23 protein-coding genes are annotated in these 18,241 nt (G+C 40.1%); 2 read left to right on the forward strand and 21 right to left on the reverse strand.

The window, feature by feature from the left end; translation table 11 throughout:
- Nucleotides 1-288: 288 nt before the first annotated feature.
- The 4 genes from GUA98_RS06380 to GUA98_RS06395 all read right to left on the reverse strand — a co-directional run bounded on the left by GUA98_RS06380 (nt 289) and on the right by GUA98_RS06395 (nt 2,670).
- Nucleotides 289-453 carry a hypothetical protein gene (locus GUA98_RS06380; RefSeq protein WP_193722434.1) on the reverse strand — a complete coding sequence of 55 codons (165 nt, stop codon included), beginning with the start codon at nt 451-453 and terminating at the stop codon, nt 289-291.
- Between the two features lie 208 nt (nt 454-661).
- Nucleotides 662-1,303 (reverse strand): hypothetical protein, encoded by a 642-nt coding sequence (locus tag GUA98_RS06385; RefSeq protein WP_227779447.1) that lies wholly within the window; start codon nt 1,301-1,303, stop codon nt 662-664.
- 60 nt (nt 1,304-1,363) lie between these two features.
- The gene (locus GUA98_RS06390; protein ID WP_193722436.1) at nt 1,364-1,690 is read right to left on the reverse strand and encodes a hypothetical protein; all 327 of its coding nucleotides are present in this window, start codon (nt 1,688-1,690) and stop codon (nt 1,364-1,366) included.
- Nucleotides 1,691-1,710: 20 nt separating this feature from the next.
- A complete protein-coding gene (locus GUA98_RS06395; protein ID WP_193722437.1) occupies nt 1,711-2,670 on the reverse strand; it encodes a ParA family protein in 960 nt (319 codons plus the stop codon).
- A 534-nt stretch (nt 2,671-3,204) separates the two neighbouring features.
- Between GUA98_RS06395 and GUA98_RS06400 the strand changes: the two genes are divergently transcribed.
- Nucleotides 3,205-3,654, forward strand: coding sequence for a MarR family winged helix-turn-helix transcriptional regulator (locus tag GUA98_RS06400; RefSeq protein ID WP_193722438.1), 450 nt, complete (start codon nt 3,205-3,207; stop codon nt 3,652-3,654).
- 115 nt (nt 3,655-3,769) lie between these two features.
- Here the strand turns inward: GUA98_RS06400 and vcpD are convergent, their stop codons facing one another.
- From vcpD to GUA98_RS06440, 8 genes are read right to left on the reverse strand one after another with little or no spacing between them, the layout of a single operon-like run.
- Entirely contained in the window at nt 3,770-4,177 is a 408-nt protein-coding gene (vcpD, locus tag GUA98_RS06405) for an ArsD-related vicinal cysteine protein VcpD (protein ID WP_415752998.1), read from the reverse strand.
- A 15-nt stretch (nt 4,178-4,192) separates the two neighbouring features.
- Entirely contained in the window at nt 4,193-5,308 is a 1,116-nt protein-coding gene (locus GUA98_RS06410; protein WP_193722440.1) for a GTP-binding protein, read from the reverse strand.
- Between the two features lie 31 nt (nt 5,309-5,339).
- Nucleotides 5,340-6,053 (reverse strand): MIP/aquaporin family protein, encoded by a 714-nt coding sequence (locus GUA98_RS06415; RefSeq protein ID WP_227779448.1) that lies wholly within the window; start codon nt 6,051-6,053, stop codon nt 5,340-5,342.
- 15 nt (nt 6,054-6,068) lie between these two features.
- Nucleotides 6,069-7,343, reverse strand: a complete 1,275-nt coding sequence (gene arsL, locus GUA98_RS06420; protein ID WP_193722441.1) for an arsinothricin biosynthesis radical SAM protein ArsL — start codon at nt 7,341-7,343, stop codon at nt 6,069-6,071.
- Between the two features lie 36 nt (nt 7,344-7,379).
- Complete coding sequence (gene arsM / locus GUA98_RS06425) at nt 7,380-8,204, reverse strand: putative arsinothricin biosynthesis methyltransferase ArsM (RefSeq protein ID WP_193722442.1); 825 nt, start codon at nt 8,202-8,204, stop codon at nt 7,380-7,382.
- Entirely contained in the window at nt 8,197-9,411 is a 1,215-nt protein-coding gene (locus tag GUA98_RS06430; RefSeq protein ID WP_193722443.1) for an MFS transporter, read from the reverse strand. The genes arsM and GUA98_RS06430 overlap by 8 nt, the downstream gene beginning before the upstream one ends.
- Nucleotides 9,408-10,676 (reverse strand): ATP-grasp domain-containing protein, encoded by a 1,269-nt coding sequence (locus GUA98_RS06435; protein WP_193722444.1) that lies wholly within the window; start codon nt 10,674-10,676, stop codon nt 9,408-9,410. The genes GUA98_RS06430 and GUA98_RS06435 overlap by 4 nt, the downstream gene beginning before the upstream one ends.
- A gap of 14 nt (nt 10,677-10,690) precedes the next feature.
- Nucleotides 10,691-10,996, reverse strand: a complete 306-nt coding sequence (locus GUA98_RS06440) for a carboxymuconolactone decarboxylase family protein (protein ID WP_193722445.1) — start codon at nt 10,994-10,996, stop codon at nt 10,691-10,693.
- Between the two features lie 383 nt (nt 10,997-11,379).
- Here GUA98_RS06440 and GUA98_RS06445 point away from each other — a divergent pair, with 383 nt between their 5' ends.
- The gene (locus GUA98_RS06445) at nt 11,380-11,883 is read left to right on the forward strand and encodes an arsinothricin resistance N-acetyltransferase ArsN1 family A (RefSeq protein ID WP_193722446.1); all 504 of its coding nucleotides are present in this window, start codon (nt 11,380-11,382) and stop codon (nt 11,881-11,883) included.
- A 113-nt stretch (nt 11,884-11,996) separates the two neighbouring features.
- On the opposite strand, the gene GUA98_RS29940 is transcribed toward GUA98_RS06445, so the two are convergent.
- The 9 genes from GUA98_RS29940 to GUA98_RS06480 form a co-directional block, all read right to left on the reverse strand.
- Nucleotides 11,997-12,125: a hypothetical protein gene (locus GUA98_RS29940; protein ID WP_265333574.1), complete on the reverse strand. Its 129-nt coding sequence runs from the start codon at nt 12,123-12,125 to the stop codon at nt 11,997-11,999.
- A 103-nt stretch (nt 12,126-12,228) separates the two neighbouring features.
- Nucleotides 12,229-12,648 carry an arsenate reductase (thioredoxin) gene (gene arsC, locus GUA98_RS06450; protein ID WP_193722447.1) on the reverse strand — a complete coding sequence of 140 codons (420 nt, stop codon included), beginning with the start codon at nt 12,646-12,648 and terminating at the stop codon, nt 12,229-12,231.
- 38 nt (nt 12,649-12,686) lie between these two features.
- Nucleotides 12,687-13,982 carry an arsenic transporter gene (locus GUA98_RS06455; RefSeq protein WP_415752999.1) on the reverse strand — a complete coding sequence of 432 codons (1,296 nt, stop codon included), beginning with the start codon at nt 13,980-13,982 and terminating at the stop codon, nt 12,687-12,689.
- A 77-nt stretch (nt 13,983-14,059) separates the two neighbouring features.
- Nucleotides 14,060-14,383, reverse strand: coding sequence for an ArsR/SmtB family transcription factor (locus GUA98_RS06460; RefSeq protein ID WP_227779449.1), 324 nt, complete (start codon nt 14,381-14,383; stop codon nt 14,060-14,062).
- A 141-nt stretch (nt 14,384-14,524) separates the two neighbouring features.
- On the reverse strand, nt 14,525-15,925 hold the full coding sequence (locus GUA98_RS06465) for an NAD(P)-binding domain-containing protein (RefSeq protein WP_193722449.1): 1,401 nt from the start codon (nt 15,923-15,925) through the stop codon (nt 14,525-14,527).
- An 81-nt stretch (nt 15,926-16,006) separates the two neighbouring features.
- The gene (locus GUA98_RS06470) at nt 16,007-16,423 is read right to left on the reverse strand and encodes a MarR family winged helix-turn-helix transcriptional regulator (RefSeq protein ID WP_193722853.1); all 417 of its coding nucleotides are present in this window, start codon (nt 16,421-16,423) and stop codon (nt 16,007-16,009) included.
- 794 nt (nt 16,424-17,217) lie between these two features.
- A complete protein-coding gene (locus GUA98_RS29385) occupies nt 17,218-17,385 on the reverse strand; it encodes a helix-turn-helix domain-containing protein (protein ID WP_227779450.1) in 168 nt (55 codons plus the stop codon).
- 52 nt (nt 17,386-17,437) lie between these two features.
- Nucleotides 17,438-17,668: a recombinase family protein gene (locus GUA98_RS29390; RefSeq protein ID WP_227779451.1), complete on the reverse strand. Its 231-nt coding sequence runs from the start codon at nt 17,666-17,668 to the stop codon at nt 17,438-17,440.
- A gap of 321 nt (nt 17,669-17,989) precedes the next feature.
- Nucleotides 17,990-18,235 (reverse strand): hypothetical protein, encoded by a 246-nt coding sequence (locus GUA98_RS06480; RefSeq protein ID WP_193722450.1) that lies wholly within the window; start codon nt 18,233-18,235, stop codon nt 17,990-17,992.
- Nucleotides 18,236-18,241: the final 6 nt, after the last annotated feature.

An 18,241-nucleotide genomic window follows, 5' to 3' on the forward strand; every position in this document is an offset into this window, starting at 1 on the left:
TCTAGACTCATTCCCTTGTTTTGCTTTGGCTGCCCACACTTGTACCTGAGATTTATTTTGTATATCTAAACGTGTCGCTACTTCACGTATACTCATACGTTCTTAGTTGACCAGCCGGACTGCCTCCAATTTCAATTCCAAGGAATACCTCCGGAATGTTTTTCCTTTTTAGCCATGAAAAAATCCCCTTCGTTTACATGATTAAGTTCATCTTAACAGATGTCTTTCTATTCATGTCTACTAAAAGGGGATAATACCATTTAAGCGCTGGTTTTTATTGAAAGTCGTTTATTTAACTTTGAGGAATGACGGTATACCATATTTCGCCTTTCGCTGGTAAACAACGGTTACTTCTCGATCAGGACCACCATCTGCCGAGGGAGCCATGATTTTCACTTTTGATTGGTCACCAACTTGCTTTTGCTTATTGCATTCTTTATTCGTTTCACTCATTTTAACTTCCCCTCTCCGAGTGATAATTTAAGGTGCAATCGTGGCAACTAGTATTTCACCATGCAAGTTGTCCCATACACTTCAAAAAAATTAGTTTTCTTACATAAGACCCTGGAACATTTTATGCTGATTATTTTGTTCACTCACAATAAGCATGTAGTTTTTTTGTGTTGTTTAGTCACTATCATCATGTAAAAGAAATTGTTGATTACCTAGCAGCAACATTTTTAATTTGATGAAATTTGATCATATATCTTTTACCCATTAAATATTCTAAAGTAACTTTATTTCTATGAAAAGAATTATCAATTTCCTCACTGTTGTGTATTAGAAACAGTTTATTAAGAATATTTACCATTTCAAAAAATTGAGAAATTTTACCTTTTCTTTTCCTTTCTGATATTTGGGTTTTATTATCTACACATTCTTCAAAATTACTTACTAAATGCTCTTGTAAAAAATCTCCACCATGAATAAATGAGCACGCTATCTTGTATTCGTTTATTATCCTATTGTATTCTATTTCGTTTAGTTCTAATTGATTTTGTTCCTTTAAATCTTTAAACGATTGTTTAGTAATATGCGTAATATTTAGTTGGTCTTTTAATATCATTCTCATATAATTTTCAATTATAGACCGCTGATTAAGATAATAATATCTCGTTTCTAATTTCAGATCATTCACTATTAAAGATAAAAAATCTGAAACTATAACTTGAATTGAATAAGTTTTCGGGTAAGCTTTTAGTATAAATTTAAAAAAAATGACTTGTTTTGATATAAACCTATAAAACTCGATTGTCTTTTGATCCATAGAAATATAATTAAAGTTGCCATTATAATTTTCCACATAAGAAATCAAGTTATCAATTTCTTCTTTACAGAGTTCAGTCCCGATATACCTCATATTTTATAACCATCCATCAAAAGTATTCTTTTTATTAGGCTGGGTAATTCTAGAGTCGATATACTTATACAGTTTTCGTTTACAGTTAAGATATTCATTTTCTGATAATTCATCAATAACCCTGACTGTTCGAGCAACAATTAAAGTTCTTGATGCTATGACATATTCTTTGAATTCTGTTTCAATAATATACTTGAGAAAATCAATTATATCTTCATTTTTACGGAATAACTCCGTTGAAAGTATCAATCTGGATATTATCCCTATAACTTTATATCTCGCAGGATTGGAATTTTTAAGTTCATTTTTATAAATAATCAGTTCGTTCATAAAACCTCCTCCCTCAACAATTATTGTATAGCTTCAATTTTCGCTATCATTTCAACCGTTATAGCAGCAATATCCTCTAAAGATGATTTATATCTTGTCGGCAAGGTACCACTATTACCGTATTGTATATGATTTACTACATGACTTACTGAGTCAAAAATATCTAAAGTATTTACAGATTTTTTTGATTCAAAATCATCCTTAATTTTTCTCTGTTTAGAATTAATTTTTTTGTTCATCATAGTATATATAATGCCTAGACACTTTAAGGGTATCATTTCGTCTTCGATTAAACTACTTACAGCTTTCTGTAATGAATCTATGCCAATTATCGAGTATCTATCAATTCTGTTTGGAATTAAATAAAAATCAGAGGCTAATAATGCACTATCTGTATATATTGTTAACGTAGGTGGACAATCAATTAAAATATAGTCGTATTCCTCTCTAAGCTTGTTTATGGTAATAAAGTTCCTAAGCCTCTTGAATAAACTGTGATCACTACTCTTATTTGCTAAGACTAGATTTAAGTCACCACATACTAGATCTAAATTTTCTTTTACATTTATTATTATTTCTTCAGCTTTAGGCAAAATAACTCTATGGGTCACATCTAATTGTGGCTTGAACAATTGGAAAATAGTTTTATTTTCTTTCAGTATCTGACTGTAAAAACTCGGTATCTCTTCAATTTCAGATTCCTCTAGTTCATCCTCAGCCTCTTCTAAAGGTAGTGAAATTTCAACTTGCATATCATCTATGATTTCTACATCATGCGAATTAGACTTGGGGGCAATTTTCTTTTCAATATATGTATCTAATAATGAATGAGTAGCGTTAAACTGAGGATCTATGTCAATCATAAGTACTTTCTTATCAGCATATCTAGCAAGATAATCAGCAATACCAATGCTTAGTGTTGTTTTCCCAACCCCTCCTTTCATATTTATGAACGAAATAACCTTCCCTTGTCTAATCAAAGTTTACCCCTCCTAGTAGTTTTCCTAACTGTTTAATTTGATTGCATGTTAAGCTTCTACTTAGTAGTCCTTAGCTTGTTAAAGTATACATTGTATATCGTATTAATTGAAGTTACTTTTAAGATCAGTTTTCAAATCACTTGTAATCACCATTTACATGTGTAGTTCCTTTGATTGATAATACCCATCTTCTTGAATTCTCCCAAAAACCAATTCATGACAGGAGGACGCAAACGGAAGTAACTCGCTGTACAGCATGTCAGAGAACTTTTGATTTTCTTATTTTAAACTTCCATTCAATGCGCTGATGGATTTTCCTGGATTTTGTGTAATTCTATTAATAACTTTTTGGGATAGGTTAATTCTCTGATAAACAATCTTGTGTTTCTAACAAAAATTTACTGCGTCTAACTTGAGTTATATGTAGTCCTCTGTGTTATTCTTATCTGCTAACACTTTCAACTAACGAAAATCTAAATATATAATTGTGATTTTTCATGCGTTAAGATATAACTGAAATGAGGTGAATAAAACATGGAAAATGTACGCGAGTTGTTCCAAATCATGACCAGACGGTTTGGTCTACTCAATAAGAATTGTTGTACTGTGGGAGGCATTGATGTATCTCCGGCTCAAAGTCACATTTTGTACGAGGTGGATCGCCAGCACAATCCCTCAATGCAGCAAATTGCTGACACTTTAGGAACAGATATTACAACCTTCAGTAGACAGGTCCAATCATTGGTAAAGCTTAAATTGCTTATGAAAACACCTGATTCCACAGACCGACGTGTATATCTACTCTCACTTACAACCGAGGGAAAGTTTGTAGCAACAACCATTGATCAGCAAATGAATGCCTATCTCGATGAAATTTTTTCGCACATGAGTGGATTTGAGAAAGAGATGGTGATTAATTCAATTAAACTATTAAATAATGCTATGCTTCAATCTGACAACTGTTGTCAACCTGTAAACGGATAAACATACACTTTAACTTGTCCTATAGTTACAGTTATTTAAGAAATCTATTATCTGGAATAAATCTATTGTTACATACAACAAAAGACCACCGAGGTCTCTCGGCGGTCTTCGTACATTAATATACTGTGTACTTAGAACGTAAAGCTTTCTCAAGATGTTCATATTCAACCTGTTCGGCAAAACTCATAAGCTCACCATTAATGACAACGGCAGGTGTAGCAAACTCGATGAGCTTATCTGACTGTATATGTGCAAAGCCTCGCTCTTCGAATAGGGATCTTAACTTCCGTTTTGCAAGCGCTCGATCCATGGGTAGGGAATAATCGTATACGTGAATTGTTACCGCATGCTCAAATGTTTCTTTTAACTTTCGCTTAAGTTCATTATATTCACTCAAAGAATCAGAATAGTCTGGAGCAGTACAGCAATCCGTAGATTCTAACTCATTTTCATCGCAACAATCTGTTGTTTGCTGACTATTTATATATGGAAAAAGTTCAATAGAGTTTTTTGTACTCAACATATATTCCTCCTCACTTTAAGATATAACTTTCATCCGATGAGTCGGTTGTGGAGGCAGCGGACTAAAACATTCGTGATACGTTTGTTCCCAGACCGTTCCCAACTCCTGATCAACGGAGGCAATCGCATCTGCCACCACTAAATCCAGTAATCCAGGTGAAGCTTCAATCCTAATGTTGAGAACGACCCGGTACTGGCTACCCTTTTGTGAATAACTATTAGTGTATATAGGGTCTGCGCCTGTTTGAACGACACTTGCCTTGACATAGCCTGTATCATTACCAGCGTGTACTTTCAGATGCGCTACGGCCATCTTTTCTCTAAAAAAGTGTCCGTTTAATTTACATAGAAGTCCATCTACCCACTGCTGAGGATCGAATGCTTTTCCATCCGGATGCTTCACGTCACCCAGCACATTCATCCACGCAAGCTTGGCTTCGCCTTCAGCATATACACTGTAATCAATATCCAAAAGTTTATGACCGCTTGGAATCGTGCTATTCCATAAATCGAGTAGGGTGGCTAAGTGAATACCTGTAGTCGCAGAGATCGGCTGTATGAATGAATTCGGATAGCGTTGATGAAGATAGGTGACCACTCTATCCATCTCTTCTTCCGTGTATTGATCAAGCTTATTTACAGCAATAATATCTGCCTCGGCCAACTGCTTTTCAAAAATATAACTAACCGATTGAGAAAATAGAAGATTCACTCCTTCTTCCTCATTTAATTCAGCTAATAATCTAGCCGGATCAACCACAATAGTCAAGGGTACCGTTGTGAACTCGTTGGCATAATTCTGTTTTAAGGGCTGAATGACCGTTGCAGCGAGATCCGTGCAACTACCAACGGCTTCACAAATGATGTAATCTGGTTTTTTTTCTACAGTAAGTTGGTTTAAATGTTCATACAGGTCTTCAAACCGACAGCAGAAACATCCCCCGGTTACTTCTTTGGTTTCCAGTCCACTGATTTGTGCGAGCTCCGTATCAATTAATTCTTTCCCTTGATCGTTGGTGATGATGGCCACCTGTTTCCCCTGCTCTTGTAACACTTTGGCCATTTGTATCATTGTTGTTGTTTTCCCCGCTCCTAGGAAGCCACCTAACAACACCATTTGGACCTTTTTCATATAAATGCTCCTCCTCTTTCATTTAAAATGGTTATTCGTGAAGCATTCTGTAAACATAAGCAGCCGTGATTGCGCCCATGGTTGTCCATACGATATATATCCATAAAAACTCCAAGTGTCCAGAGGCCAAAGCTGGGCCTAAAGAACGTGCAGGATTCATAGATGCCCCACTTACTGGACCTCCAAACATCGCTTCTAAAGCGACTGTCCCTCCTATAGCGATTCCAGCAAATGATTTTGATGCTTTTGCATGGACTGCAGAACTTAAAATGACCATCATTAAAATAAAGGATAGAATGAATTCCAAAATGGCACTTTGCAACCAGTGCCCTGAAGGAAGCGTTGCCCCCAATCTCCCTACATTACCAAACATAAATAGCAAGGTAAGGCTCGCTGCATAGGCCCCAACACATTGTATAAAAACGTAAGAGAAGGCTTCAATCGCTGTGATTTGTCTTGAGAAATAAAAAGCGAGGGTAACTGCCGGGTTAAAGTGAGCACCTGATACATGTCCAAAAGCATATATCAAAGCCATGACCACAAGCCCAAACGTTATAGCTACCCCGATATGTGTTAAAGTTTTTGTAGTGGTATCTACTACTACGGCACCTGTGCCGGCAAATACTAAGAAGAAGGTTCCAATAAACTCAGCTATCCATTTTTTCCGGAGATCAAGTAGTAAAGAACTGCGACTGGTTTCAAAGCTTAATATTGGAAAACCATCTTTGACTTCTGTCGCACTCAAACGGTTGTCCTCCTCTTAACATTTTAAACAGCAGCGTTTAAAAATACCGTCTTCAGGAACCGTAACGATCTCTTGAAAGAGTTCATCCATATCGGGGTTAGGGTGTTTCCATTCGTAATAGAACTCATGTTCAATCAGTTCAAGCGATTGTATGGAAGCTTGTCTTAATAAAGGAGAACCCTTATACAAATACAGCCTGGTTTCATATTGTATGGGGTCAATGATGCCTTTCAGGTGATTATCATCTACAAAAGAGCGGAAAATCGTTAAATCATCGGTATTGGTCCAGGGGTTGAACATGATGAAGGTTGGATTGAGTGAAATCTCGATGTGGCGGAGATATGCAATAGCCTGTTCGATATCTTGAATAGAGGTGTCCTTGGCTACGGCATCCAGCACAATTTCGGATGGGAATTCCAAAGCTGAGGTAATGAACTTCACACCGAGCGCTTTCATTTCGGCTAACGTTTCCTTGTTTTCAAGAATGTGATCTACCCGGGTAGTAAAGTCATACGTGAGATCCGGAAATTCCTCGTGCAGCTGACGTAATATCTTGATACCGTGGTATTTGGCATTAAAAAAGTCCGCATCAATAAAGGATAAATGTGTCATTCCTCCTGCGACAAGGTTCCTGACATCCTGTAGTACAATCGATTCAGGCACTAAAATCACTTTACCCTCGTAGGCGGCATACACCGAGCAATACAGGCATTTATGATGACAACCACGTGCGATTTCAGTCGAACCCACGATCTGTTCCGAGCCTAATAGCTTGTTGATTTGCTTCTGAGGATACTTGTACAGGGGCGGTAGCATGTGTCGTGTCGGAACATTCAAATGATCTCTCGACATATAAGGATGAATTTCCTTGCCTTGCAGAGCGTCACGTCCAATGAGAATGCCATCCAGGGTACAATCGATATCTCCAGACAAATACTTTGCGAGATGAACCAACGGTCTCTCCCACTCCCCGCAAACACAGGAATCACTATACTTCCCAGCTAGCCTGCTGGCATTAATGGTTGCATGCTGACCAAAGTACGTAATATGAGCCTTTGGATTAACCTTTCGAATGATATGCGTTAGTTCGGTTGCCGCTTGCACAGCATCAAATAATGGAATAGAAATGGCGATAAGCTCTTGATTGAGGAAACGTTCCTCTTCTATCCCTTCAACGTAGGTATCCAGCACAGACACATCGAAACCTCCATGTAATAATGCGGTCAAAGCAGTAGCAATTGTCATTGGTTGATAGCCACCTTCAAAGTTGGAAACCAACAGGACCTTCATGAGCCTTCCTCCCTTTCTTTCAAGGTTCTACTGCGTTTATGCTTTCGTGGCTTTAATCAAGTAATAGCCTACTTTCTCTTCCAGAAAATGATGGGCCTCAGCATGATCCTGCCGAAATTGCAGATATTCTTCTTTATACTCTTGACTGGATTCCATCAGCTCAATGTAACGTTTGTTTTTGTCATCTGTAAAATTGATCACTTCCAAATCGGTATAGCCGGCTTCTTCAATTTGGGCAATGTTTTCGCTTAACTGAATACTCCCAGCGCGACAGCCACTAACTAAAGACAAATCATTCTTGATGGAGGATGGAACGGGTGCATAAGAAACAAAATCCGTGTAGATAAAGGTTCCCCCGGGTGCTAACACACGTGTGATTTCCTGGATGGCTTTGATCCGGTCAGGCACCAAATTGAGGACACACTCACTGTATATCAAATCAAACTGGCCATCCATATACGGAAGCGACTGGACATCAGCAACAAAGAAGCCCATCTTTTTACGAAATCCATCCGGTAATTGCGTGCTTTTTTCCCTGGCACGGGCAATCATCTTCTCACTGAAATCCACGCCGATAAATTGCTTTCCCTGTTTATGCGATTCCACCAAAGAGAGCAGCGTTGTTCCCATACCACAACCGATATCGAGAATTCGCTGTTTATCTGAAGCAAGAACAAACTCTTTGATACGTTCTGTAGGACCAGATGGAGAAAATTTATCCGTTCCTTCCGAATAGTTTCCTTCCCCTTCAGCTACAGCGTTGTAAAAGTCTTTGATCGCTTGCGTTGCGGCATCCATTTCAGCTGGACCAGGTGAGCAGCAGTTTGAAACATTGGAAACAACCAGTTCTTGTTTAGACATTTGTTATTTCTCCCTTCGAGATGCTTTGTATTTTTATTGAACGGACATAGGCAGACCATAATACATAGAAAACAAGGGTGCCTAGAATCCAAAGGAAACCTGAGAAATAAAATGTAGTGTCAATTTGAAATGTGTCCATTAGAATGCCAGACGTCAGTGGACCCACAATCATCCCCAAGCTTGTCGCCGAACCCAGGAAGCCCATCGTTGCCCCCATTCCCGCCTCTCTTCCTAACACAGTGGACAGTGCCGAAGATGCAGCAAGTGTGACTGCAGAAGTTAGTCCGGTCCCAATCATCAGTAAGGCGATCGTCCAAAGCGAATGCATGGAGGGGAACAACATTAATAGAGCCGTGGTTAACATGGCTGAGATTAGAATCAATTTCATTTTGTTGAAACGGTCAACGATCCAACCAAGAGGGACCTGTGTTGCACCTATAATGATATTGTTCAAGGCAATTAAAAAACCGATCATCAGGGCATTAAGACCTCTGCTTTGGGCGTATAGCGTGAAGAAGGAAATCATGAACATGGAGAGAACTGCAACAATAACATTGACGGAGGACAACGCTAGAATCCCAGGATGCCGCCAGGGAGATCCCTTCAGTTCAGTACTCTCTGAAATGGATTCGTTTAGATCAGCTCCATCGGTTTCTCTCTTCGCTCTTGATGATGGTAAGGCAAATACAATAATTAAGGCGATAACCGCAAGACCGAGTAAGGAAAAAAATGCATTCTGTGTCCCGTACTGATCTGAAATATATCCACCGAGCAAGGGCCCCAATCCATTCGCCAAAAAAATAGCAGTGTTATATATTCCCATATATTTGCCTTCTTGCCCTTTAGGGCTAATTTCCCCCATGTAGGCCATAGCCATAGGGAGCATCATGGCTGAAGCTACTCCATGAAGTAACCGTGCCCCTAGAAGACCTGCTATACTACTTGCTAGTCCATAACTTAGCGCAATAAAGGGGTAAAGTATCAGGCTATATATCAGGATGGCTTTCGGCCCTTTCTTGTCAGCCAATCGACCGATCGGTGTGCCGATTACAAGACGAACCACGTAAAACCCGCTGTACAATGTGCCGACCCACAGACCCGTAGCCCCTAAATTTTGCGCATACGGAGCTAGTAACGGTGCTACAATTCCAGTACCTACGACCAATATAAAGACGGATACACATAGGAATATGATATTCTTTTTCATATTACCCCCATATGCTTATCAGTGGACGAGGGCACCTTTCCATCTTGATCCATTGTTATGAAAAAATGCATGGCTTCTTTTGCAGCTTTCATGATTAGAGTTGCATGTTTTCCATCTACACCATGAGCAATCATATAACCCAATCGATTATAATTGCTTTCCGTCATAACGACGTAATCTCCATCTTGAACAGAGCATTCTACTTGTTCAATACCTTCTATCGATTGAGCAGCTTGCTTGTCCAATCGAACATATCCTTTTTGATCTGCAAGCAAAAACTGAATTTGCGCAGAATCTGTTACGGGTGTGTCACGAGGAGCGCTCGCAAAGACTCCACCCGTAACGATATGAAATGCCAATTTACGCAAATCATATCCGGTAACTGCATGAACCAAGCGGTGAATTTGGTCACCGCCTACCCTGGCATTCACTTCAATTATTTTCGGTCCTTGAGGAGACAGCTTAACCTCCGTGTGAGAGACAATATAATCTACGCCTAGAGCCGTCAAGGCTTTAATGACAACCTCCTGAATTGAGGTAGAATCCTGATTTGATAATTGAGCGGGTACCAAGTGTCCTTCTTCAATTAATGCGGATGTATTTTTAGCGGTAATTGCAATGATATGTGTGGCTCCATTGATCGTACATGATTCGACACTGAATTCGGGTCCTTCGATGTATTCCTCGACAAGAATATGCTTCTCCAAAGGTTGCCCAACCCAGTTTTGAACCTTCGTGCTGATCAGTTCTGCAGCAGTCCATGCTTCTTCTAACGTATTGCATTTCTGTACCATATGACTGCCTGCATCATTGGAAGGTTTTACGATCACGGGTAAATTCATTTCGCTAAGAACATGGAGTATTTCTGCAGGTGACTGGATTAATGCGTATTGAATGGGGGATACCTGATGTCGGGTTAAACATGCGCGGGTTTGTGCTTTACTGCGGCAATTTTGAGCGGCCTCTGAAGATAAGTGGTATGGCAGACCCAGGGCCTCAGCTATCTTCGCACCTAGAATGATGCGATATTCATTATTCGTGTAAACAGCAGTAATAGGAAGCCGTTTAGATATCTCAAGCGCTTTAGCGATCACCTCTTCTTCCTGATTCAAGTCCAGTTCGATTGGGAAATCTGCAATGAATGCATCTTCAAGAGGGATCTGGGTATTTAAGAGAATAACCTTATACCCTTGTTCCTTTATAAAAAGGATTTCTTCAACATCATCTCGCCGACCAATAAGCAGAACTGCAGAACGATTAACCATTTGAATCTCCCTCCTTATCTGCAACACTCCGATTGGGAACTTTGTGGCAGGTTAGCTGCAGGATGGGAGCTTTCCACATTGAACAATTTCCTCGTTTGGGTCGCGGCGACGATGCCAGCAACCTGGCCGATTTCTTCGTTCGTTATGAACTCTTGCTTGGCACATATAAGTGCCTTCTTTACCTCTTCTTGATCACCAGCGATCATCGCACTCGTCAGTTCAACTAATGCTCGATCCCTATCTGAAAGGTACTCAGCTTTCAGAACTTCTTCCACAAAATCGGTATACTTTTGATGTAACTCAGGCAGTAATTGGAGCATGTTAAACTCACCTCACATTAGAATGGGTTGCTCATTTATATCAATCCATCTTTATGTAAAGACAGACATGATAGCATTCCTGAAATAGTTGTTTAACGCAAGTATTTACATGTCCTGTTATATATCTGAAACTGAAGTGAATTCGACCCAATCGTTGAAAAACCTTCATAAATCAAGTTTGTTTCACATTATAATAAGGATTAAAAATCCATTTACTTGAATAATTTTCCTTTATTATATTCTGTTAATTTGCAAATAGCAACTTTATTTTTCGTTCTTCAGCATGTAATTCAAGTGTTGATTTCCAAAAGAAGTCATGCTAGAGTTTGTTCATGAATCTATCATTATCTAAATTAGGTAGAATAAAAGTGAGGGATTGTTCTATGCAAAAGGTGTTCATCCGACAAGCTAAAATGAACGATTTACCCCGTATATTGAGCATCTATAATCAAGGCATTGAAGATCGTATTGCAACACTGGAAACGCAAACAAAAGATATGTTATACATACAGAAGTGGTTTAACGAGCATCAAGGAAGACATGTCGTACTGGTGGCTGAGGTGTCAGATCAAGTCATTGGATGGGCGTCGTTGAATCCGTACTCCCACCGATGTGCTTATAGCGGTGTCGCTGATTTGTCGATATATATACATAGAGAGTATCGTGGAAAAGGTATTGGAAATACGCTCCTTCTGGAGTTGGAGAATGAAGCGAGGAAGCATAACTTTCATAAAATTGTGTTGTTCACCTTCCCCTTTAATAAGGCTGGGCAGGGCTTATACCAAAAGTCGGGATATCGTACTGTAGGCGTTTTTGAACAACAAGGTATGATGGATGGAAAGCTGATCGATGTTATGATTATGGAAAAACTCATACAACAAGCTTAAATACATTGAACACTGATAAAAAGAAGAGTTCACCATTCCTCAGTTTTCTCAAGAAAATGATAATAGGACGTTGTCATTGGGTATGACAACGTCCCTTGATAAAGAACGCGGTATTAGCTGTTCTTAGCTTCAAACATATTCTTCAGCACATTACGCATTTCAGGCTTGATTGAAATATCCGGGCGTCTCTCCATTGCCAGTTTTTCAGCTTCTTCAACTGTAGCGGCTTCATCCAGATTCATCAACAGAGCTGTAGCTACTGTTCCAGTACATCTCCATTGTTTTCAACGCGTACACCCCTCTCGAAATTAGAAAAGCCGGGAAATATTCTCCCGGCAGTTTTTATTATTTGCCGGTTTCAACGAACGTTTTAATGCGCTCCCCAATCTGGTCACGAACCGTTTGGAATACAACCCATTTCTCTTCATCTGTACCTTGCGCTTTGGCAGGATCATCGAATCCCCAGTGTTCCCGCTTCACATGTGGTGGTGTCATTGGACATTTATCCGCAGCGTCTCCACACAACGTGACTACAAAATCAGCATTGTTCAACAACTCCGAATCAATAATATCGGAAGTTTGAGTGGAAATATTCAGGCCGACTTCCTTCATGGCTTCCACTGCTTTTGGATTCAGACCGTGTGCCTCGATGCCTGCACTATAAATGTTCCATTCTTCACTCAGATATTTCTTAGCCCAGCCTTCGGCCATTTGGCTCCGGCAAGAATTGCCTGTGCATAGGAAGTACAGTGTTTTTTTACTCATGTTCATCGTCTCCTCGTTGTTTGAATTATAGATTACTTTTATAGAATGCTTAACCACAGATACAGACCCAATAGCGTAATAAGCAGAGTCGGAATTGTGATAATGATACCTGTCTTAAAGTAAGTGCCCCATGAAATTTTTACGCCTTTGGTACTAAGCACATGAAGCCAGAGCAGCGTCGCCAGTGAACCTATCGGAGTAATCTTAGGGCCTAGGTCGGAGCCAATAATATTGGCATAGATGAGAGCCTCCCGAATAGTTCCCGTTGCGGTCGTTGCATCAATGGCAAGTGCGTCAATCAATACGGTGGGCATATTATTCATCAGAGATGAAATGATCGCAGCAATAAAGCCCATGCCAATCGTTGCAGCAAACAAGCCTTGATCGGCCACGGCCTGTATGACTACAGCCAGCAGATCGGTCAGACCCACGTTACGTAGACCATAGACCACGACATACATGCCGATGGAGAAGAATACGATCGCCCACGGCGCTTCCTTAACAACGATTTTGATCGGCACAGCCGAACTACGAGTAGCCATAAATAGGAAGAATATGGCGACCACACCGGCCACGATGGATACTGGAATATTGACAAACTCACTCACAAAGTAACCAATGAGCAGTATACCAAGGACAACCCATGACAACCGAAACATCTTCAGATCTTTGATCGCTGTTGCTGGGGCCTTCAGTTCGCTGGCATCAAAGCGTTTCGGAATACTCTTTTTGAAAAAGAGATACAGCACACCGATACTTGCAGCCAGTGAGAACAAATTTGGAATGAACATCCTTCCTGCATACTCCATAAAGGTAATGCCAAAGAAGTCGGCAGACACAATGTTGACCAAGTTACTTACAACCAGTGGCAAAGAGGTCGTATCCGCAATAAATCCGCTGGCAATAATAAATGGAAACACTTTTTTCTCATCGAAATTCAGTGCGCGTACCATGGCTAGAACAATCGGCGTCAAAATCAATGCGCCTCCGTCATTAGCAAAAAAGGCAGAAACCACAGCTCCCAGGATCGAGACGTAAACAAACATCCGGACACCATTGCCATGAGCCGCCTTGGCCATATGTAAGGCAGCCCATTCGAAAAAGCCGATACGATCCAGAATTAACGAAATCAGAATGATCGCTACAAAAGCAAGCGTCGCATTCCAAACGATTTGCGTCACATCCCATACATCTTCAAGATTGACCACACCCACCAGTAAAGCGAGGATTGCTCCGCCGCAAGCAGACCAACCAATGGACAGGTTTTTAGGCTGCCAGATGACGAGGACTAGCGTAATTAAAAAGATAATGCAGGCTAACAGTGTAAAAAACAAACACATACTCCCCCTTTCAGTACTTCTTCATTTATATTTGTATATAACAATATACTTATATTTCGGTCAAAAATAATTCAACATATAGGTGAAATACCTTCTTTATTTAGCGACTTCAAAATGGTTGCCGCATCAGGCATAAATTCCAAGACAGACTTAATATAGGGTGTATTCTCTACATTCAAAGAGTAATATACCCATTGGCCTCGTTTATTCTCTTTCACCAAGCTTTGATCCTTCAACTTACGTAAATGCTGGCTAACTCCTGGTTGTGACATCTCCAAAATCTCTACCAATTCACACACGCACCATTCACGTTCTTTGAGGAGTGTAAGTATGGTTAGGCGTGTTTTATCGCCAAGGAGTTTTAGCTTTTCAGCTGCTTCTTGTATAGAATCCAATTCACTTCCTCCTTCCGCTAAATATAAGTGCATGCTTATATTATAATACAAAAAACATGAAGTCAATCTCAAATGTGAAGTAAAGAGGAGAAAAGCGTTGGTTCTGAACCAACGCTTCATTTGTTCAACACTCTCTTCAATTCAATTGGAACAAGAAGTACTACAATCACTTGTTTTCTCGGCTGCCTGCACTTGTTGGCGATTCACACTGCATACACCGGTCTCGGGTAGATCTAGCTCTACTTTTACAGCTGCCTCCAGGTCACCTGCTAGAAAAGCAACTACGGATCGAACCTGTTCATAACCAGTAGCCATCAAAAAGGTAGGTGCACGCCCATAACTTTTCATGCCTACAATATACAATCCTTGTTCCATGTGACGCAGCTCTTTCTCTCCATGGGGGCGAACGGTACCGCAACTGTGAACATTGGGATCGATTAACGGAGCAAGAGTCTCCACACTTTCGGTAGTCTGGTCAATGCTGAGTCGCAGTTCTCTCAGGAATGAGAAATCAGGTCGGCTTCCCGCATTCACGATGATCTCATCCACAAGTGCTATTTCCTGAATATCACCACGTTGCTCTCCAATGATGGTAATCCATTTCCCTTCCTGCTTTAATTCCTGAATGTGGAATGGCGTAACAACGTTGACCTTTCCAGAATCAACGAGTTCATGAATTCGACTTCCCAGTTCACCTCTGGCTTCCAGCTGATCATTCGCTTCTCCACCATAGGCTTCCTCCACCCGGTCTCTTCTCATAATCCAAGTCAGTTTTATACCGGAATTCTGTTCTTGTAGACTGGCTAGATCGAGTAATGTATTCAAGGCCGAATGCCCACCCCCAACGACAGCAATATGTTTATCTGTGTAGCGCTCCCGATCTTTCCCTAACACATCCGGAATACCATAGAATATTTGGTCATGAAGAGCTTGCTCCTCTGGAATCCATAGTCCGCTGGAAAGTACAGGGTTAGCATGCCCCCACGTTCCTGAAGCATCAATCACTGCTCTGGCCTCATACCGCTTGGACTTTCCTTCCTGTTCAACGTAGATCATAAAAGGCTGTTTCTCGCGGCCTACGGTTTTCATTTTGTCTGTATTTTTGCGACTAATCCCCACAACACGTGTATTTAAATGAAGCGCCGCCTCGATTTCCGGAAGTTTTGCAAGCGGGAGCAAATATAGATCACGCAGCTCATGCCCTGTCGGTAATTTCTCTGGATCTGGGGCAACCCAACCCTTCTTGGTTAACAATCGTCCTGCCGCTTTATCCACGTTATACTGCCATGGTGAGAACAGACGAACATGGCCCCATTTGGAAATGTTCTCACCTACTTTCGTCCCCGCTTCAAGAACAATAAAGGGTTGACTTGCTTCGATCAGATGTGCTGCTGCTGCCAGTCCAATAGGTCCAGAACCGATGATAGCTACAGGCAAATGATTTAAATCATCCTGGTTTACAGGCTCTCGAAGGGAGATTTGCTTTTTCTCCAACGTGGGAACACAGCAGGACTCAACTTGTTTGAATTCAATGTTTTTCATTTCAAATGACCTCCAGTAATTGGTTTGTATTTATTTGCAAATTACAAGTATATGAGCGATGTAACGGGGTAATGCAGTTCATCACCCCAGCGGTGTACAGCACATTTTCGATTTTAGCATGCTCTCATTCAGTAGCTTAACGGATTGAATAACGATTTCCTTTTCCGTTTCCGTCATAAAAGAAAAAACCTCTTCCAGGTGAGTATTCATGCGATGATCTATAGCCGTCGCTACAAATTTTCCTTCTACCGTTAAACTAAGAATGTACACTCTCCGATCATCCGGAAGAGGTGTTTTTCGAACGAGATTTTTCTTAACCAACGTCTGTATTTGGCGACTAAAGGTCGTAATATCCATCGCAAGTGTTTCGGCGATTTGTTGCATGGACGACTCATGTTGGTGGTCGATTTCATATAGGATATGACTCTGAATCAAAGAGATTTCCTGCTCTCCAACCATGCAACAGTTTTTATCCAACAAGCCGAAGCGACGTACCATGATTTGTAATAACTCTCTTGGACTTTGGTTATCTGGCAATTTGATCACCTCTTGAAATCCATTATATTCAATTTATTTGCATATTGCAACTATTATGTTTAACCTGCTTTTTTAATTTGTTTCGGATATGCTTGACTACATACTCAGCATCAGGTCCTACACCACGAAGTGTGGCTGATGCAAAGGAACGCTGCCCAGACAGTCCTACAAAATAGAGCCCGGATACTGTCTTGCTGATTCCGTTTTTTTGCCGGGGTTCTCCTTGACTATCCAACTCACCGACAGCATCAATATACGAAACATTGGATTGGTAACCCGTTGCAAAAATTACCGTTTGGACCGCTTATTTCGTTCCATCACTGTATATGTACTCATTCATTATAATTATTTATTTGCAAATTGCAAGTATTTAGATGAAAATTATTCTGTGATCTCAACTTACCTAGTGTATAAAACTTTTTTGATTACCAGTGGCAGGAAATCTATTTCTAACTAAAGAGTTCATTAAGTTGTTTTTGCTTCCTACATCCCAGTTTATACTACCTATTTAAAGCTACAAATAGGTGAACAACTCAGCTTTCTCCGGTGAGCATTACTATATTCATTTCACTTCTACGTCAGGCTGTATCAACTGTGATAAGTTTAGAAAACTCAAAAGGAGCCCATATAGTTATCGGCCCTCCCTCTTAAACTCGTAACAATTACCTCATTATAATTTCCTTATCATACTGTTAAAAGATCAGCTCAGCTGGCTAATGATTGTTTTCTACCACTATGAGCGTTATAACACATACTTACTTATCCAGATATCGATACAGCGTTGTTTTGCTGATTCCGGTTTCTTCACGTATTTCAGCAAGACTGTACTCTTTACTTTCATACATTTGCATCGCCTTCATTACATTCCCATCTAATTTACGAGGACGACCTAACTTCGTCCCCTTTTCCTTCGCTTCACCCATCCCTTTTTTGTACTTTCACTACTTAAATCTCCTTGGAAATCAAGTAAAGCCTTCACATGCTCCAGAAAAATACGACCAGAACTGTCTTGGTATTCAAATTTTCATTTAGAGAGTACAGATGGGCCTCCCGTTGTTGAAATTCCTTCAGTAGATCAGCAAGATGTCTTGTAGAGTCAACTAGGGAGAATAACCGCGTAACAACGACGACATCTCCTGCCTCGAGCTCGTTCATCATGGTATCTAGCTGCTTTCTTTGCTTTGCAGATGAATGTTCTTCCTTCAATATTTGATCACAGGATTTACGCTAAATATCTAGCCGCCCGTCTTGACCTTTCATAGTTACAGCTGTTCCATAACAAAGCGGGCACTTTCATGTATTATCGTACTTAATGAGATTTTATGACCACGCGTTCATTATTTAGGTGTACATCTAATCGGTAATCGCTATGTTCTTGTCCTTGGCTTGGGGCAAGAACTTGTACCGATAAAATAAAAAAAGCCGCTAAAAAAGCGACTTCAATAGGAATATGTTCTTATCCCTCGACATAGCGGTGGATCTTTCATTTTCATATGCCCTTTTTTTAATAATTATAGTTTGCAGTTTTCACATTACGGCTGTGATTGTGATCTCACCATTCTTGAAGAGCTCTAAAAATGTTTTTCCGTCTATTTCACTCTCATTTACCATTTGATCATATTTCTCAAATACAGGACCTTGAGTTTTATTTTCACAAACTAATATAAATCCATCTTTACTTGATAAGAAAGCATAGGGTTTATCCTTGTAAACAAATTCTATTTCTCTTTGCTGCCAAATAAACTCAATGATTTGTTCGTAAGTTTCATTCATATTATC

This window comes from Paenibacillus sp. P13VS (genome assembly GCF_015143645.1).
In the GTDB taxonomy this organism is placed as follows: Bacteria; Bacillota; Bacilli; order Paenibacillales; family Paenibacillaceae; genus Paenibacillus; species Paenibacillus xylanilyticus_A.

What these genes read in the sequence shown, in the direction of transcription:
- GUA98_RS06380 (WP_193722434.1), bottom strand. Translation starts at nt 453, where the DNA reads ATGAGTGAAACGAATAAAGAATGCAATAAGCAAAAGCAAGTTGGTGAC.
- GUA98_RS06390 (WP_193722436.1), bottom strand. Translation starts at nt 1,690, where the DNA reads ATGAACGAACTGATTATTTATAAAAATGAACTTAAAAATTCCAATCCT.
- GUA98_RS06400 (WP_193722438.1), top strand. Translation starts at nt 3,205, where the DNA reads ATGGAAAATGTACGCGAGTTGTTCCAAATCATGACCAGACGGTTTGGT.
- vcpD (WP_415752998.1), bottom strand. Translation starts at nt 4,177, where the DNA reads ATGTTGAGTACAAAAAACTCTATTGAACTTTTTCCATATATAAATAGT.
- GUA98_RS06410 (WP_193722440.1), bottom strand. Translation starts at nt 5,308, where the DNA reads ATGAAAAAGGTCCAAATGGTGTTGTTAGGTGGCTTCCTAGGAGCGGGG.
- arsL (WP_193722441.1), bottom strand. Translation starts at nt 7,343, where the DNA reads ATGAAGGTCCTGTTGGTTTCCAACTTTGAAGGTGGCTATCAACCAATG.
- arsM (WP_193722442.1), bottom strand. Translation starts at nt 8,204, where the DNA reads ATGTCTAAACAAGAACTGGTTGTTTCCAATGTTTCAAACTGCTGCTCA.
- GUA98_RS06430 (WP_193722443.1), bottom strand. Translation starts at nt 9,411, where the DNA reads ATGAAAAAGAATATCATATTCCTATGTGTATCCGTCTTTATATTGGTC.
- GUA98_RS06435 (WP_193722444.1), bottom strand. Translation starts at nt 10,676, where the DNA reads ATGGTTAATCGTTCTGCAGTTCTGCTTATTGGTCGGCGAGATGATGTT.
- GUA98_RS06440 (WP_193722445.1), bottom strand. Translation starts at nt 10,996, where the DNA reads ATGCTCCAATTACTGCCTGAGTTACATCAAAAGTATACCGATTTTGTG.
- GUA98_RS06445 (WP_193722446.1), top strand. Translation starts at nt 11,380, where the DNA reads ATGCAAAAGGTGTTCATCCGACAAGCTAAAATGAACGATTTACCCCGT.
- GUA98_RS29940 (WP_265333574.1), bottom strand. Translation starts at nt 12,125, where the DNA reads ATGAATCTGGATGAAGCCGCTACAGTTGAAGAAGCTGAAAAACTGGCA.
- arsC (WP_193722447.1), bottom strand. Translation starts at nt 12,648, where the DNA reads ATGAGTAAAAAAACACTGTACTTCCTATGCACAGGCAATTCTTGCCGG.
- GUA98_RS06465 (WP_193722449.1), bottom strand. Translation starts at nt 15,925, where the DNA reads ATGAAAAACATTGAATTCAAACAAGTTGAGTCCTGCTGTGTTCCCACG.
- GUA98_RS06470 (WP_193722853.1), bottom strand. Translation starts at nt 16,423, where the DNA reads ATGGTACGTCGCTTCGGCTTGTTGGATAAAAACTGTTGCATGGTTGGA.
- GUA98_RS29385 (WP_227779450.1), bottom strand. Translation starts at nt 17,385, where the DNA reads ATGGGTGAAGCGAAGGAAAAGGGGACGAAGTTAGGTCGTCCTCGTAAA.
- GUA98_RS06480 (WP_193722450.1), bottom strand. Translation starts at nt 18,235, where the DNA reads ATGAATGAAACTTACGAACAAATCATTGAGTTTATTTGGCAGCAAAGA.